This window comes from Allokutzneria oryzae (assembly GCF_042429765.1).
Classification (GTDB): Bacteria; Actinomycetota; Actinomycetes; order Mycobacteriales; family Pseudonocardiaceae; genus Allokutzneria; species Allokutzneria oryzae.
In genome coordinates, this window is record NZ_JBHLZU010000007.1 from 185,385 (window position 1) to 203,659 (window position 18,275).

General features: G+C 71.6%; 3 protein-coding genes. All 3 read right to left on the bottom strand.

Annotated features, from left to right (window positions below; all coding sequences use genetic code 11):
- Positions 1 to 47: 47 nt before the first annotated feature.
- Positions 48 to 1,178, bottom strand: coding sequence for a cytochrome P450 family protein (locus ACFFQA_RS09505; RefSeq protein WP_377851339.1), 1,131 nt, complete (start codon positions 1,176 to 1,178; stop codon positions 48 to 50).
- Positions 1,175 to 10,615: a type I polyketide synthase gene (locus ACFFQA_RS09510; RefSeq protein ID WP_377851340.1), complete on the bottom strand. Its 9,441-nt coding sequence runs from the start codon at positions 10,613 to 10,615 to the stop codon at positions 1,175 to 1,177. Before ACFFQA_RS09510 ends, ACFFQA_RS09505 begins: the two co-directional genes overlap by 4 nt.
- Before the next feature lie 26 nt (positions 10,616 to 10,641).
- The coding region (locus ACFFQA_RS09515; protein WP_377851341.1) for an SDR family NAD(P)-dependent oxidoreductase at positions 10,642 to 18,275 on the bottom strand (7,634 nt) is incomplete at its 5' end.

Genomic DNA, 18,275 nt, shown 5'->3' on the forward strand with positions numbered 1-18,275 from the left:
CGGGCTTATGGACCTCTTCCGCGTCGGGAAAGGGTCCATTCGCGGGCTTATGGCCGGACGGTCGCCCGGAGGACGCCGCGGGTCACGGGGGACCTCCTGCGTCGGAGGACGGGGGCCTCGACGGAGAAGGTGGGGAAGGTGGTGAGCAGGGTTGAGAGGGCCGCTTCGGCGGTAAAGCGGGCTAGGGGTGCGGCTAGTTCGCCTTGGGGGGCAAGGGGATCGGGGCCTTGGCGGTGGATGTCGAAGTGGTCGGGGTCGGCGTAGACCTCGGGGTCGCGGTTGGCCGCCGCGAGCAGGACGGCGACCTGGCTGTCCGCCGCGACGGTGTTCCCGCCGATCTCCACGTCCGTGTGGGCGACCACCGTGCGCACGTGCTCCGGCGGGTCGAACCGCAGGGTCTCCGCGACCACCTTCGGCGCGAGGGCCGGGTCGGGGCGCTGGTCCCCCAGGGCGAGGACCGCGTTGGTGACCAGGCTCGTCACCGCCGGAACACCGTGCACCACAAGCAGAACCGCCGCCGCGAGCGAGTCCCCGTGCTTGCCCGACTCGCGCAGCTGCTCGCCGAGTCCGTCGAGTGCGTCCACCAGCTCGCGGGCCGGGGCGAGCCGCTGCGGGCTGAGCAGCGCGTCCTGGGCGATGCCGACCGCCGCGCAGTACCCGGCGAAGCGCTCGTCGTCCTCGATCCCCAGCAGCTGCGCCAAAGTCCGCACTGCGACGGGGAAGGCGAAGTCCCCGACCAGGTCGAACGGGCCGTCGATCGCTCCGAGCAGCTGCTCGCAGACGCCTTCGGCCACGGCGCGGTGCCGCCCGACCGCGTCGGGGCCGAACTCCGCGGCGGCCTGCCGCAGCAGGCGCTCCCGGTCGGCGGCGTCGAGGCCGAGGTAGGAGTTCTCCAGCGGCAGAACCTGTTGCGCGGCCGGTGTTCCGTCGGCCTTGCGCACGCCGAAGCGCGGGTCGGCGAGGATCTGCCGACCCAGCTCGTGCCCGGCGACGACCCAGGTGCCGAGCAGGTTCTGGTGCATCCCCCGTTCCCGCGCCGCCGCGTAGAACGGGCTCGGGTCATCGGCCTGGCCACGCAGGACGAGGGCGTAGGCGTCGCCGAACATGCCCACGTACCACTGGGTTCCGCGAACCAGCTGCATCATGCCGCCGAGCTCGCTGTCGGTGAGAGTGCTCATCGGTTGTGCTCCGTCCACTGTGGATCAGCCGCGAGCGCGCGCAGCCAGTCCTGGACGGACTTGGCCGCGACGTCGGCGTGCTCCTGCATCATCGTGAAGTGGTTGCCGGGGACGTCGACCGTGGAGTGCGCCGCCGCCCACGACGACCGCCAGTCCCGCTCCCCCGACCAGTGCGCCATCGGCTCCGAGGCCCGCAGCAGCAGCGTCGGCGCCTGGGTGGCGTTGCGCTGCCGCTGCGCGAGGTGCTCGTCGTAGAACCCCATCGCGGTGAGACGGAAGTCGTCCATCGCCACGTAGGAGGACTCTCTGGCGAAGGTCCACCGCGCCAGCTCGTCGCGCCAGGCCGCGAGCACGTCGCGGTCGGCTGCCGAGTAGATGTCGGCGAGCACCACGGCGGCGGGGCCGGTTCCTGCCGCCTCCAGGTGACTGGCGAGCGCGTTGGCCATCGTCGCCCCGCCGGAGTGTCCGAAGAGGACGAATGGCCGTCCCTCGGTGTGCCTGCGGACCGCCTCGGCCTGCACCGCCAGGGCGTCCTCGAAGGTGGAGGGCAGCGGCTCGTCCCTGCCGTAGCCGGGCAACGTCAGCGCGGAGACCTGGCGCACGCCGCGGAACTCAGTGGCGAACCGCGCGAACTCGTGCGGTCCGGCGATCGCCGCCGTGCCACTGCAACAGATCAGCTCCGGCAGCTCCGGCCCGTCCGCGATGCGCACCAGGCCGGGCAGCTCGGTCACGGTCTCGGCGGTGAAGCGCGGCCGGAACCGCGCCGCGTCGGCCAGCAGCGTGACGAACTGCGGGATGGTGTCGTTCTCGGTGGCCTGCCGGTAGAGCCGGTCCAGGAAGCCGCCGGAGGTCTCCTTCGCCCCTCCCCCGGCCGCCGCCAGGTGCTCGGCGAGGGCCTTCGGCGTGGGGTGGTCGAAGGTCACCGTCGCGGGCAACGTCACCCCGATTGCGGCGTTCAGCCGGTTGCGCAGGTCAATGGAGGTGAGGGAGTCGAAGCCAAGTTCCAGGAACTCGCGCTCCGGGTCGATCTCCGCCGCCGACGCGTAGCCGAGCACCGCGGCGACCTGTTCGAGCACCAGATCATCCACATTGGACACGTCCGCCGCAGCGCGGACCTTCTGCTCGACGAAGTCGCTCAGCAGCGGGCTCGGGCGCATGGCGGTGAACCCAGCACCGAAGGCGTCCCAGTCGACGTCGGCGACGACCACCACCGGTTCGCTGCGGCCCGCCGCGTCGGCGAGCGCGCGCACCGCGAGGTCTCCCGCCATGCCGGGCAGACCACCACGCCGCAGGCGGTCCTCGTGCGCGAAGTCGGCCGCCATCCCGGACTCCGCCCACGGCCCCCACGCGATGGAGGTCGCCGCTAGCCCGTCCGCCCGCCGCTGTTCAGCGAGGGCGTCCAGGTAGGCGTTGGCCGCCGCGTAGTTGCCCTGTCCCGCCGCGCCCACGGTGCTGGCGAAGGAGGAGAACAGCACGAACGCGTCCAGGTCACTGGTCAGCTCGTGCAGGTTGCGGGCACCGTCGACCTTGGGCCGCAACACGTTCCGCATCTGCTCGGCCGTCAGCGTCTCCAGCAGGCCCGCGTCGAGCACTCCCGCCGCGTGGATCACCGCGTTGACCGTGGGCACCGCACCGAGCAGCTCGGCCAGTGCGGCTCGGTCGGCGGCGTCGCAGGCCGCGATGGTGACCTTGGCTCCGGCGGCGAGCAGGTCGGCTTCGAGGTCCGCGCTGCCGTCGGCGTCCCGTCCTCGGCGGCTGGTGAGCACGATGTGCTCCGCTCCGTTGGTGGCCAGCCACTTCGCGACCTGGGCACCGAGCGCTCCGGTGCCGCCCGTGACGAGCACCGTGCCCTTGGGGCGCCAAGCCGTCCCGGTGGGCGACGAGGCCCGCTCGACCCGGCGCGCGAGGACCCCGGAGGCCCGGATCGCGAGCTGGTCCTCCCCGGTTCCGCGCAGGATGCCCACGAGTCGGCCGACTGCGCGCTCGTCCAGGTGCTCCGGCAGGTCCACGAGCCCGCCCCACCTGTCCGGGTGCTCCAGCGCCGCGACCCGGCCAAGCCCCCAGACCTGGGCCTGTTCGAGATCGCACACCCGGTCCGAACCACCGACGGAGACGGCTCCGCGCGTGGCACACCACAACCGGGTGTTCCCCAGCGCTTGCAGCAGTTCGAGGGTCCGCGTGACCGGCAGCAACGAGAGCACGCCATCGGGAGCGTGGCCGGTCAGATCGACGTCCGGGCCCACGACCGTGGCACCGCGCTCCGCCAGGGTGGCGGCGACCGGGTCACCGTCGTGCGCGACGACGAGCCAGTCACCGAGCGGCACATCGCTGAGCGGATCAGTTACCGGCCGCCAAGCGATCCGGTACCGCCAGGAGTCCACAGTGGATCGTTCGGCGTTGTTGCGCCGCCAGGAGTTCAGCGCTGGCAGCACGGACCGCAGCGGCGCGTCACCATCGACGTCGAGGAGTCCGTCCAGGTTCTCCTCTTCGACGGCTGCCCAGAACCGGTCATCAACGGAGCTCGCCGGTGCCACCGGTTCGGCGGGAACGGCCTGCGGCCAGAACCGCTGCCGTTGGAAGGCGTAGGTCGGCAGATCGACGTGACGGGTCGCGGGCAGCACCGCGCGCCAGTCCACCTCGCCGCCGCGCACGTGGACGACGCCGAGCGCCGACAGCGCCGTGCGGGCTTCGTCGCGGTTGCGGCGCAACGCCGGAGCCACCGCGACGCGCTCGGTCACGGACTCCTCGGCCATCGGGGTGAGCACGGCGTCGGGGCCCAGTTCCACCATCGTCCGGACACCACGGGCTTCGAGGGTCTTCACGCCGTCGGCGAACCGCACCGCCTCGCGGACGTGGCGGACCCAGTAGTCAGCGGTGTACTCGGTGACCACGTCACCGGTGAGGTTCGAGACGACCGGGATCTTCGGAGCCGCGTAGGTCAGTCCCTCCGCGACACGCCGGAACTCCGCCAACATGCCGTCCATGCGGTGCGAGTGGAACGCGTGACTCACCTTGAGCCGCTTGGTCTTCACGTCCAAGGACTCCGCCAAAGCGACGACGGCGTCCTCATCACCGGACAGCACGACAGAGGTGGGGCTGTTGACCGCGGCGATGCTCACGCCCTCGGGCAGCTCGATCGAGTCCTCGGTCGCCTGAACAGCGACCATCGCGCCACCGGTCGGCAGCGCCTGCATCAGGCGACCGCGCGCCTCCACCAGCCGACACGCGTCCTGGAGGGAGAACACACCGGCGACATGCGCGGCGGCCAACTCGCCGATGGAGTGTCCGAGCAGGTAGTCAGGCCGCACACCCCAGCTTTCGAAGAGCCGGAACAGAGCGACCTCGAACGCGAACAACGCGGTCTGGGTGAACGCGGTCTGGTCGATCTGGTCTTCGGTCATCTCACGGATCGGCAGCTCGAACTCCGCGCACACCTCGTCGAACGCGGTGGCGAAGGCCGGGAACGCCTCGTAGAGCCCACGCCCCATGCCGAGCCGCTGCGACCCCTGACCGGAGAACAAGAAGGCCAGGCGACCCTCGGTGACCGTTCCGGTGATCACGTCATCGGAGTAGCTGCCCGAAGCGAGCGCGGAGAGCCCGTCGCCGAAGACGACGGCGCGGTGCTCCAGCGCGGCTCGCCCGGTGGCCAGCCAGTAGGCCGCCTCCGTCCGGTCGATCTCCGCCCTTGCCAGCCGCCCGGCCTGCGCCTTCAGCGCCTCGGCGGTCTTGCCCGACACCAGCAGCGGCAGCTCCGTTGTGGTCTCGGCCGGAGTCGTCCCGACGGCGGCCGGGGCCTGCTCGATGATCACGTGCGCGTTGGTGCCGCTGATGCCGAAAGCCGAGACGGCGGCGCGACGGGGCCTCCCCGTCTCCGGCCACCGCTGCGCCTCGGTCAGCAGCGACACCGCGCCCGCCGACCAATCGACCTGCAGCGTCGGCGTGTCCACGTGCAGCGTCCGAGGCGCGATGCCGTGCTGCATGGAGAGCACCATCTTCATCACGCCCGCGATACCGGCAGCGGCCTGCGTGTGTCCGAGGTTGGACTTCAGCGACCCCAGCAGCACGGGGGTTTCCCGGTTCTGCCCGTAGGTCGCCAGCAGCGCCTGCGCCTCGATGGGGTCACCGAGGACCGTGCCGGTGCCGTGGGCCTCCACCACATCTACGTCTGAAGTGGACAGTCGGGCCGCCGCGAGCGCGGCACGGATGACACGCTGCTGCGACGGGCCGTTCGGCGCGGTCAGCCCGTTCGACGCGCCGTCCTGGTTGACCGCCGAGCCCTTGATGACGGCCAGCACCGGGTGCCCGTTGCGCTGCGCGTCGGACAGCCTCTCGACGAGCACCATGCCGACGCCCTCCGCCCAGGAGGTGCCGTCGGCCGCCGCCGAGAAGGACTTGCACCGCCCGTCGGCCGCCAGGCCGCGCTGCCGGGAGAACTCCACGAACATCCCCGGCGTGGCCATCACGGTCACCCCACCGGCGAGGGCCAGGGAGCACTCACCGTTGCGCAGGGCTTGCGCCGCGAGGTGCAGTGCGACCAGGGAGGACGAGCACGCGGTGTCCACCGTGACCGCCGGGCCTTCGAGCCCGAAGGTGTAGGAGATCCGCCCCGACACAACGCTACCCGCGTTGCCGGTCAGCAGGTAGCCGTCCGATGCCTCCGGCGTGGTCATCAGCAGCGCCGCGTAGTCCTGTCCGTTGGCGCCCGCGAACACGCCGGTCTGGCTGCCGCGCAACGACAACGGGTCGATCCCGGCGCGCTCGAACGCTTCCCACGACGTCTCCAGGAGCAGCCGGTGCTGCGGGTCCATCGACAGCGCCTCGCGCGGCGAGATCCCGAAGAACGTGGGGTCGAACTCGGCGACGTCGTAGAGGAAGCCACCCTCGCGGGTGTATGAACCGCCCTCACCGCCACCGAAGAGGCCGTCGATGTCCCAGCCGCGGTCCTGCGGCACCAGGGAGATCGCGTCGCCCCCGGAATCGACGAGCCGCCACAGCTCCTCCGGCGTGCGCACACCTCCCGGGAAACGGCAGGCCATGCCCACGATCGCGATCGGCTCGTCCGTCGCCGTCGCGGTTGGCGTCACCACGGCGGGCGTTTCCGCCTGTGCGCCAACCACTTCCGAGCGCAGGTGCTCGGCGAGCACGGCGGGCGTCGGGTGGTCGAAGACCAGCGTCGCGGGCAACGTCAAGCCGGTGGCCGCCACCAGGCGGTTGCGCAGCTCGACGGCCGTGAGCGAGTCGAAGCCCAGGTCTCGGAACGCCCGGCCGGGGTCGGTGACCTCGTCGGCGGAGTGCCCGAGCACGGCCGCGACCTGTCCGCGCACGAGGTCCACCAGCACCCGGCGCTGCTCCGACTCGGACAGCCCAGCGAGGCGGCCGTGCAGCTCGGACTCGTCCACCTCGGCCTGAGCTGCGCGGACCTCCGCGACCTCGGGCAGGTCGGCCAGCACCATGCTGGGCCGCACGGCGGTGAAGGCGGGCGCGAACCGCGACCAGTCCACATCGGACACCGCGAACACACCGTCCCGGACCCGCGCGAGCGCCCCGACCGCCGTCGCCGGGGTCATCGGCGGCAGACCGCCACGACGCAGGCGCTCGGCTGCTTCCGGCTCCGAGGTCGCCATGCCGCCTCCGGCCCACGGACCCCACGCGATCGACGTCGCGGGCAGCCCGTCGGCGAGCCGCTGCTCGGCGAGCGCGTCCAGGTAGGCGTTGGCCGCCGCGTAACCGCCCTGCCCGGCGGCTCCGACAACGCTGGCGAAGGAGGAGAACAGCACGAAGGCGTCCAGGTCACTGGTCAGCTCGTGCAGGTTGCGGGCACCGTCCACCTTGGGCCGCACCACATCCCGCAACCTCTCGGCGGTCAGCGACGCGAGCGCGCCAGAGTCGAGCACACCGGCGGCGTGGACAACAGCGGTGACGGAGTGCCGGGCCAGCACTGCGGCGAGGGCGTCCCGGTCGGCGACGTCGCACGCCTCCACAGTGACCGTGGGGTCGTCGGAGGTGCCACCGTTGCGGCTCACCAGGACCACGTGCTCGGCACCGTTGTCGGCGAGCCATCGTGCGACGTGCCCGCCCAACGCCCCGGTCCCGCCGGTGACCAGAACGGTTCCGCGCGGCTTCCAACCCCGTCCGAGTGCGCTGGAGGCACGGCCGAGGCGGCGGGCGAACACTCCCGACTCCCGGATCGCGACCTGGTCCTCGGTTCCCGAGGCCACAACCGCTGCCAGGCGAGCAAGCGCGCGGTCGTCCGGCTCGGCGGGCAGATCGACGAGGCCGCCCCACCTCTCCGGCTGCTCCAGCGCGGCGACGCGGCCCAGACCCCAGATCTGAGCCTGCTCGGGGTCGGTGATCCGGTCCGGCCCACCCACGGACACCGCGCCCTGCGTCACGCACCACACTGGCGCGGGGCTCTCACGAACGAGGCGCAGCGTCTTTTCCAGCGGCAGCAGCGAAACCACGCCGCTGGGCGCGACCTCCGAGAGGTCGTCGACAACCACACCGCCCAGGGCCTTCGCCACCGCTGCGACCAGCGTGGAGGCCTTGTCCTCCGCGAGAACGGCCCACGTTCCGGTCAAGGGAGCCGCGGTGCGGTCGCCCACGGGTTTCCAAGTGACGCGGTAGCGCCACGAATCCACAGTGGACATCTCGCGGCGGTTCCTGCGCCACGCGGACATCGCGGGCAGGACCTCGCGCAGCGGAGTGTCCCCATCGACCCGCAGCTCGTCGGCCAGGGCTTCGAGGTTCTGCTGCTCCACGGTCTCCCAGAACCGCGCGTCCACCGGGTCGGCGACCGTGGCGGTGGAGACCGCGTCGAGCCAGTAGCGCTTGTGCTGGAACGGATATGTGGGCAGATCGACCCGCTCACCACCGGCCAGGATTCGCGCGAAGTCCACATCGAGACCCTGCACGTGCGCCTCGCCGAGCGACATCAGGAACCGGTCCAGGCCACCCTCGTCGCGACGCAACGACCCCACAGCGGGACCGTCGATCCCCATCGTCAGCACGGGATGGGCGCTGCACTCGACGAACAGACCATCCAGCTGGGACACCGTCTCGTGGAACCGCACGGTCTGCCGCAGGTTCCGATACCAGTACCCAGCGTCCAACTCCGCCGTGTCGATCTTCGCGGCCGTCACTGTCGAGTAGAACGGGATCTCCGACGAACGGGGCTTGATCGGCGCGAGAACGCGCGCCAATTCGTCTTCGAGGGCTTCGACCTGCGCGGAGTGCGACGCGTAGTCCACAGGGATCCGCCGTGCCCGAACGCCAGCGGCCTCACACCGCACCATCAGTTCGTCCAGCGCCTCGGGAGTACCGGAGACCACAATCGACCTGGCGCCGTTGACGGCGGCGATGGACAGCCCTTCGGTCAGCTCCACGTCCTCGGCGGTCACCGAGACCATGCCGCCCTGGCCCGACAACGCCAGGATCGCCTTGCTCCGCAAAGCAACCACCAGCGCAGCGTCCTCAAGCGACAACGCACCCGACACAGCAGCAGCCGCGATCTCACCCTGCGAATGACCAACCACCGCAGCAGGCTCAACGCCATACGACCGCCACAGAGCGGCCAGAGACACCATCACGGCCCACAACACCGGCTGAACGACGTCGACGCGCTCAAGCGGACCGGACAGTTCCTCGAACAAGTCCCACTCGACGTGCGGCTTCAACGCAGCCGCACATGCTTTCATCGACTCCGCGAACACCGGTTCCGACAACAGCTCCACGGCCATGCCGGACCACTGCGAACCCTGGCCCGGGAACACGAACACCGGACGGTCCACAGCACCGGCCACACCTCGGAGCACACCGGGCTCATCGGCGATGAGCCCGGTCAGACCGGCCCTGAAGTCCTCCGAGGTCGAGCCCACCACGACGGCGCGGTGGTCGAACCGGGCACGGGTGCTCGCCAGCGAGAAACCGATGTCGAGTGGATCACCGTCCACAACGGACAGCAGGCGGGAAGCCTGGTCCCGCAACGCCTCCGGCGACTTCGCCGACAACACCCACGGCACCACTCGGTGCACCGGGCGCTCACTCGGCTCGTCCTCCACATCGGGGGCCTGCTCGATGATCACGTGCGCGTTGGTGCCGCTCACGCCGAAGGACGACACCCCGGCGCGGCGCGGAGCCCCGGTGACCGGCCACTCCGTGGACTCCGTCAGCAGGGACACCGCGCCGGCGGACCAGTCGATCTGCCGCGACGGCTGGTCGATGTGCAGCGTCTTGGGCACGACACCCGCTCGGATCGCGTGCACCATCTTGATCACACCGGCCACCCCGGCGGCGGCCTGGGTGTGACCGATGTTCGACTTCACCGACCCCAGCAGCAGCGGACGCGCGCGATCCTGCCCGTAGGTGGCGATCACCGCCTGCGCCTCGATGGGGTCGCCGAGCCGCGTGCCGGTTCCGTGCGCCTCCACCACGTCCACCTGGTCGGCGGACAGCCGCGCGTTGTCCAACGCGGCCTTGATCACGCGCTGCTGCGACGGCCCGTTCGGCGCGGTCAGTCCGCTGGACGCGCCGTCCTGGTTCACCGCCGAGCCCTTGATCACCGCGAGCACCTGGTGACCGTTGCGGCGCGCGTCCGACAGGCGCTCCAGCAGGACCAGCCCGGCGCCCTCGCCCCACCCGGTCCCGTCGGCGGCGTCGGCGAAGGCCTTGCAGCGGCCGTCGGTGGCCAGCCCGCGCTGGCGGCTGAACTCCACGAAGATCGTCGGGGTCGCCATCGTGGTCACCCCGCCCGCGAGGGCGAGCGCGCACTCCCCCTTGCGCAGCGACTGGGCGGCGAGGTGCATCGCCACCAGCGACGACGAGCACGCCGTGTCGATGGTGACCGCCGGGCCCTCCAGGCCGAGGGTGTAGGCGATGCGGCCGGAGGCCACGCTGCCGGAGTTGCCGGTGCCGAGGTAGCCCTCGACGCCCTCCGGCATCTCGTGCAGCCGCGAGGCGTAGTCGTTGTAGATGACCCCGGCGAACACGCCGGTCCGGCTGCCGCGCAAGGACGTCGGGTCGATCCCGCCGCGCTCGAACGCCTCCCACGCGACCTCCAGCAGCAGCCGCTGCTGCGGGTCCATGGCCAGCGCCTCACGCGGGGAGATCCCGAAGAAGGCCGGGTCGAAGTTCCCGACGTCGCGCAGGAAGCCGCCCTGGCCGACGTAGGAGCGGCCGGTGCTCTCCGGATCCGGGTCGTAGAGCTCCTCGGTGTCCCAGCCCCGGTCCGGCGGGAACGGCGACACGGCGTCGCCGCCGCGCGCGACCAGGTCCCACAGCTGTTCCGGCGAGCCGATGCCACCGGGGTAGCGGCAGCTCATGCCGACGATCGCGATGGGCTCGCGTTCGGCGTCGGTCACCTCCTGGAGCTGCTGCTTGGTCTGCCGGAGGTCCGCGGTGACCTGCTTGAGGAAGTACCGGAGCTTGTCCTCGCTGGACATCGCAGCTTCCTTTCCCACGGGGCGCGTCATGAGATCCCGAACTCCTTCCCGAGGAGCTCGAACATCTCGTCGTCGGTCGCCGAGTCCAGGTCCCGCGCGGACTCGGGTGCCGGGCTGTCGAGACCGGCCAGCACCGCGGCCAGCCTGTCCTTGATCCGCCGCCGCGTGTCCTCGTCCGCGGTGAGCGTGGCCAGTCCGGCCTCCAGCCGGGCGAGGTCGCCGAGCACCGGTCCCGCGGTGTCCACCGCGGCCGGTGCGATGGACTCGGCGAGGTGCCCGGCGAGCACGGCGGGCGTCGGGTAGTCGAACACCAGGGTCGCGGGCAGGCGCAGCCCGGTGGCGGTGGTCAGCCGGTTGCGCAGCTCGACGGCGGTCAGCGAGTCGAAGCCCAGCTCGGTGAACCCGCGACCGGCCTCGACCACGGCGGCGTCGGCGTGCCCGAGCACGGCCGCGACCTGCGACCGGACCAGGTCGAGCAGCGCACGGTCCCGGTCCTGTTCGGACAGTCCGCCGAGCCGCTCCAGCAGCGAGTTCGCGTCCGGGACGGCCGAGGCGTCCACAGCCCGCCGTGTTGACCCGCGCACCAGGCCGCGCAGCAGCGGCGGGACGGGGCCGGCCGAAGCCCGCAGCGCGGTCGGCGCGAGCCGCACCGGGACCACGAGCGCGTCCTCCCCTGCGACCGCCGCGTCGAACAGTGCGAGCGCCTCCACAGTGGACAGTGCGGCCATTCCCCCGCGTGACATCCGCGAGCGCCGGTCGGCGTCGAGGTGGCCGGTCATGCCGCTGGCCTCCTGCCACAGGCCCCACGCCAGGGAGCTGCCGGGCAGCCCTGCCGCCCGGCGGTGCTGGGCGAGCGCGTCCAGGAAGGCGTTGGCCGCCGCGTAGTTCGACTGCCCCGCACCGCCGAAGGTGGACGCCGCCGACGAGAACAGCGCGAACATCGACAGGTCGCGGTCACGGGTCAGCTCGTGCAGGTTCCACGCCGCGTCCACCTTCGGCCGCAGCACGGCATCGAGGCGCTCCGGCGTCATCAACTCGATCACGCCGTCATCCAGGACTCCGGCCGCGTGCACCACCGCGCCGAGGTCCGGGATGTCCGCGAGCAGAGCGGCCACGGCGTCCCGGTCCGCGACGTCACACGCCACGACCCGGACGTCAGCGCCCAGCTCCTCCGCCAGCTCGGCGATCCCGGGCGCCTCCGCGCCGCGCCGTCCGACCAGCACCAGGCTCCGCACGCCATGCTCGGCGACGAGGTGCCGGGCGACGAGACGGCCGAGCACACCGGTGCCTCCGGTGATCAACGCGCTCCCGGTGGTGGCGGGCACGGTGGTCTCGGTGGCCGGAACCCTGGCCAGCCTCGGCGCGTAGGCGACACCCTCGCGCAGCATGACGCTCGGCTCCCCGGACGCGATCGCGGCGGCCAGCGCCTCACGCGAGGAGCTGGAATCGATGTCCACCAGCACGAACCGGTCCGGGTGCTCAGCCTGCGCGGAGCGCACCATGCCCCACACCGCCGCGTTGGCCAGGTCGGTGACGTCCTCGCCGACCGCTCCCCTGGTGACGAACACGATGCGCTTGTCAGCCTGCGACTGGATGGCCTCCAGCGCGTGACGCGCCGCTTCGTGCACCGCCTCCGGAGTGTTCGCTGTGGACTGCGCGCAGACCAGAACGGTGTCGGCGTCGTCGTGGCTGCCGAGGTCGAAGACATCCGGTCCGAGCACGGTCCACCGGCTCGATGAGTCCGAAGTGGACACTTCGGCCCATTCGACGCGGAACAGCGAGTCCCGGTAGCTGGTGCGGGCCGCGCGCATCTGCTCGGCGGACACCGGCCGCAGCACCAGAGACTCGATGGTGACGACGGGGCGGCCGAGCGGGTCGGTCGCGGTGATCGACACCGAGTCCGCGCCGTTGGGCGTCACGCGCACCCGCAGCGTCGACGCTCCGGACGCGTGCAGGCTGATCCCGCTCCACAGGAACGGCAACCGCCCCTGCTCGGAGTCGGCGAGGAACCCGCCGAGGCCCACAGCCTGCACCGCCGCGTCGAGCAGCGCCGGGTGGACCCCGTACTGGCTGGCCTCCGATGCTTGCGGCAGAACGACTTCGGCGTGCACGGCGTCGGCGGAGCGCCACGCGGCTCGCAGCCCTTGGAACGCCGGGCCGTACCCGTAGCCGGTGTCGGCGAGCCGGTCGTAGAACCCGTCCAGCTCGACCTCGTCCCCGGCGGGCGGCCACGACATCTCGGCGGCGGGCACCGAGGCGGGCGCGAGCACGCCGCTGGCGTGCCGGTCCCATTCGCCGCTGAACTCGATGCCTTCGGCGGCGGTGTCCTCCGGACGTGAGTACACGCCCAGGGCGCGGCGACCGGACGCGTCGGGGGCTCCCACGGTGACCCGCAGCTGACGTCCACCGCGCTCGGGCAGCACGAGCGGCGCCTCCAGGGTCAGCTCTTCGACCTGGTCGCATCCGGCCTGGTCACCGGCGCGGACGGCGAGCTCGACGAAAGCCGTGCCGGGCAACAGGACCGTGCCCATGACGGCGTGGTCGGCCAGCCACGGCTGCGTGGACAGGGCGAGTCGCCCCGTCAGCACCAGGCTGTCGTCCTCCGGCGACTGCACGACCGCGCCCAGCAGCGGGTGTTCGGCGGCGCCGATGCCAGCGGACGCGACGTCGCCGGTGCTGGTGGGCGGTTCGAGCCAGAACCGCTCCCGCTGGAACGGGTACGTCGGCAGATCGACACGCCGTGCGCCGGGAAACACGCCGGTCCAGTCCACTGCGGCCCCGAGCGTGTAAGCCTCGCCGACCGACAGGAGGAACCGCTCCAAGCCACCCTCGTCGCGGCGCAGCGAACCCACGGCCGGAGCGTCGATCCCCATCGTCAAGACCGGATGCGCACTGCACTCAACGAACAGGCCATCGAGCTGCGAGACCGTCTCGTGGAACCGCACGGTCTGGCGCAGGTTCCGATACCAGTACCCTGCGTCCAACTCCGAAGTGTCGATCTTGGCGGCTGTCACCGTGGAATAGAACGGGATCTCCGACGAACGCGGGCGAATCGGCGCGAGAACCCGCGCCAGCTCGTCCTCGATCTCCTCCACATGCGCGGAATGCGACGCGTAGTCCACCGGGATCACCCTGGCGCGGATGCCGTCGGCCTCGCACTGCTTGACGAGGACCTCCAGCGCGGCCGGATCACCCGACACCACGGTCGAGTTCGGCCCGTTGACCGCCGCGACCGACAGCCCCTGGGGAAGGTCCAGGTCAGTGGCGGCGACGGACACCATGCCACCCTTGCCCGACAGAGCCAGGATCGCCTTGCTCCGCAGGGCAACCACCAGCGCAGCGTCCTCAAGGGACAGCGCCCCGGAGACCGCCGCCGCGGCGATCTCACCCTGCGAGTGACCGACGACCGCAGCAGGCTCGACGCCGTAAGAACGCCACAAAGCAGCGAGGGAGACCATCACCGCCCACAGCACGGGCTGCACAACGTCCACCCGCTCAAGCGGACCGGTCAACTCCTCGAACAAGTCCCACTCGACGTGCGGAGCAAGGGCGGAAGCACACGCGGCCATCGACTCCGCGAACACCGGCTCCGACAGCAGCTCCACGGCCATGCCGGACCACTGCGACCCCTGACCCGGGAACACGAACACCGGGCGATCGCTGGTGGCAGTTCCCAGCACCGCGTTGGGCGCGGGCAGACCGGCCGCGATCGCGGCGAGCCCGGCGCGCAGCTCAGCACGGCCGCCGACCACCACAGCCCGGTGGTCGAAGGCGGTGCGGCTGGTGACCAGGGAGAAGCCCACATCGGCCGGGCTGTCGTCCACAAGGGACAGCAGCTGCTCCGCGCGGGCGCGCACGGCATCGACGGTCCGGCCGGACAGCACCCACGGGACCACCCGCGCGTCGGTACCGGCTTCGGCAGGTTCCTCGGCGGCGGGCTCCTCGATGATCACGTGAGCGTTCGTGCCACTGATGCCGAAGGACGACACACCGGCGCGGCGCGGGCGGTCGCCGCGCGGCCACGGCTGCGGCTCGGTGAGCAGTGACACCGACCCGGCCGACCAGTCGATCTTCGTGGACGGCTCGTCGATGTGCAGTGTCCGCGGCAGCACACCGTGCCGCAGCGCCAGGACCGCCTTCATGACCCCGGCGACGCCCGCGGCGGCCTGGGTGTGACCGATGTTCGACTTCAACGACCCCAGCAGCAGCGGGCGCTCCCGATCCTGCCCGTACGTGGCGATGAGCGCTTGGGCCTCGATCGGGTCGCCGAGTGTGGTGCCGGTGCCGTGCGCCTCCACCATCTCGATGTCCGAAGTGGACAGCCTGGCCGAGGCGAGCGCGGCGCGGATGACGCGCTGCTGCGACGGGCCGTTCGGCGCGGTCAGCCCGTTCGACGCGCCGTCCTGGTTGACCGCCGAGCCCTTGATGATCGCCAGCACCGGGTGCCCGTTGCGCCGTGCGTCGGAGAGCCGTTCCACCACCAGCATGCCGACACCCTCGGCCAGGGCGAACCCGTCGGCAGCCTCGGCGAACGCCTTGGACCGGCCGTCGGCTGCGAGCCCGCGCTGGCGGCTGAACTCCAGGAACATGTCCGGCGTTGACATGATCGTCACACCACCGGCCAGAGCCAGCGAGCACTCACCGTTGCGCAGGGCCTGCGCCGCGAGGTGCAGCGCCACCAACGACGACGAGCACGCGGTGTCCACCGTGACCGCCGGGCCTTCGAGCCCGAAGGTGTAGGAGACCCGGCCCGACAGCACGCTCGCGCCGTTGCCGGTCGCCATGTAGCCGTCCAGCGTCTCCGGCGCCCCCTGGAGCAACGGGGTGTAGTGCTGGCCGTTGGTGCCCGCGAACACGCCGACTGGCTTGCCGCGCAGGGAAACCGGGTCGATCCCGGCGCGTTCGAACGCCTCCCAGGAAGTCTCCAGCAGCAGGCGGTGCTGCGGGTCCATCGCCAGCGCCTCGCGCGGGGAGATCCCGAAGAACGCGGGCTCGAACCCGGCGACGTCAGCGAGGAACCCGCCGTGGCCGACGTAGGAGGTGCGGCTCGCCGCCGCCTCCGGATCGACCAGGTCGTCGATCCGCCAGCCCCGGTCCTCCGGGAACGGCGTGATCGCGTCCACTCCCCCGGAGATCAGCTCCCACAGCTGCTCCGGCGTGCGCACGTCGCCGGGGAACCGGCACCCCATGCCGACGATGGCGATCGGCTCGTCGGAGCCGACGACCACCGTCCGCTCCTCGGCCTGCCGCGCGCCCGCCACCTCGGTGAGCAGGTGCCTGGCGAGCGCGGTGGCCGTCGGGTAGTCGAAGACCAGCGTCGCGGGCAGCTTGAGCCCGGTCGCCGTGGTCAGCCGGTTGCGCAGGTCCACGGCGGTCAGCGAGTCGAAGCCCAGCTCGGAGAACGCCCGCCCGGCCTCCACGGCCTCCGGCGACGCGTGCCCGAGGACAGCGGCGACCTGAGCGCGAACCAGCTCCAGCACGGTCCGTTCACGCTCGGACTCCGGAACCTCGCCGAGGCGGCGCGCCAACGGCGACCCGTCCCCCTCGGCTTCCCCTTGCGCGGCAAGCGCTTCGACCTCGGGCAGCTCGGAGATCAACCGGCTCGGTCTGGCGGCGGTGAACCCGACGGCGAACAGCTCCCAGTCCACGTCGGCGAGCGCCACGAGCGTGTCGTCGTGGTCCATCGCCTGCTGGAGCGCGGAAAGCGCCAGGTCCGGCGACATCGGCCGCAAGCCGCGGCGGCGCAGGAACTCGGTGAACTCGTCGTTGTCGCCGCCGTCCCAGGGGCTCCACGCGACCGAGGTCGTGGGCAGGCCGCGCGAACGGCGGTGCTGCGCGAGGGCGTCGAGATAGGCGTTGCCCGCCGCGTACGCCCCCTGACGACCGCTGCCCCATACGCCGGCGACAGCGGAGAAGAACACGACCTGCCCGGGGAAGTCGCCGAGCTGGTCCACAGCACCGGTCTTGGCCGCGACGACGGCGGTGAACTCCTCGCCTGTCATCTCGTCGAGCGGAGCCTGGTCGAGCACGGTCGGCGCGTGGATGATCGTCGTCGGCTCGTGTTCGGCGATGAGCGGCACGAGGTCGGCGGAGGCCGCGACGGTGACAACCTGCTCGGCACCGTTGTCGGCGAGCCACTCGGCGGCACGCGCCGCCAGCGGACCGTCTCCTCCGGTCACCAGAACGGTCCCCGTGGGACGCCAGGTGCGCACCGGCTCGGTGACCTGCGCGCGCTCCAGCCGCCTGCCGAAGACACCGGTCGCGCGCACGGCGACCTGGTCCTCGTCACCGCCGAGCACAGCGGTGAGTCGCCGGACCGCGTCGTCATCCACAGTGGACGGAAGGTCCACGAGTCCGCCCCACCGCTGCGGGTGCTCCAATGCGGCGACCATGCCCAGGCCCCACACGCGCGCCTGCGCGGGGTTCTCCAGGGCCTCGGCGCGGCGCGTGGACACAGCGCCCTGGGTCACGCACCACAGCGGCGCGTCGATCCCGGCATCGCCCAGCGCCTGAAGCAGCGAGAGCGTGGGAAGCACCGATCCGTCGAGCGCGAGCAGCGACAGCACACCGGCCGGGCTCAGGCCGCGCAGCCGCTCCGCCAGCCCTTCCCGCGTCGTGTCGGTGACGTCGATGACCTCGGCGTTCAGCGCGTCCACCCAGGGCTGCCGCCCGGAGGTGACCACGATCCAGGTGCCGTCGAGCTGCTTGGCCGGCTCGGGCAGCGACCGCCATGCGATCCGGTAGCGCCACGACTCCACAGTGGACAGCTCGCGGCGGTTGCGCCGCCACGTGGACAGCACGGGCAGCACAGCGCCGAGCGAGGAGCGGTCCTCAGTCCGGAGGGTGCGGGCGAGAGCTTCCAGGTCCTCGCCTTCGACGGCGGCCCAGAACCCCGCGTCCACGGGGTCCTCCGCGCCGGACTGACGGGTGGCGGCATTGAGCCAGAACCGCTCCCGCTGGAACGGGTAGGTGGGCAGGTCGATCCGCCGCGCCCCGGGGAAGGCCGGGGACCAGGTGACGGGGGCACCGTGCGCGTACGCCTCGGCGACCGAGGTGTGGAACCGCTCCAGTCCGCCTTCGTCGCGGCGCAGCGACCCGACGGCGACGGCGTCCTCGGAGATCCCGGCGGTGAGCACCGGGTGCGCGCTGGTCTCGACGAAGAACCGGAAGCCCTTGTCAGTCAGCTGCGACACCGTCTCGTGGAACCGCACGGTCTGGCGCAGGTTCCGGTACCAGTACCCCGCGTCCAACTCCGAAGTGTCGATCTTCGCGGCCGTCACTGTCGAGTAGAACGGGATCTCCGATGAGCGAGGCTTGATCGGCGCGAGAACACGCGCCAACTCCTCTTCGATCTCCTCCACATGCGCGGAATGCGACGCGTAGTCCACCGGGATCACCCGAGCACGGACACCCTCGGCCTCACACCGCTTCACCAGAGCTTCCAGAGCCGCCGGATCACCAGAAACCACCGTCGCATGAGGACCGTTCACCGCCGCGACGGAAAGACCCTCGGGAAGGTCCAGGTCAGTGGCGGCGACGGACACCATGCCGCCCTTGCCCGACAACGCGAGAATCGCCTTGCTCCGCAAAGCAACCACCAGCGCAGCGTCCTCAAGCGACAGAGCACCCGACACCGCAGCAGCCGCGATCTCACCCTGCG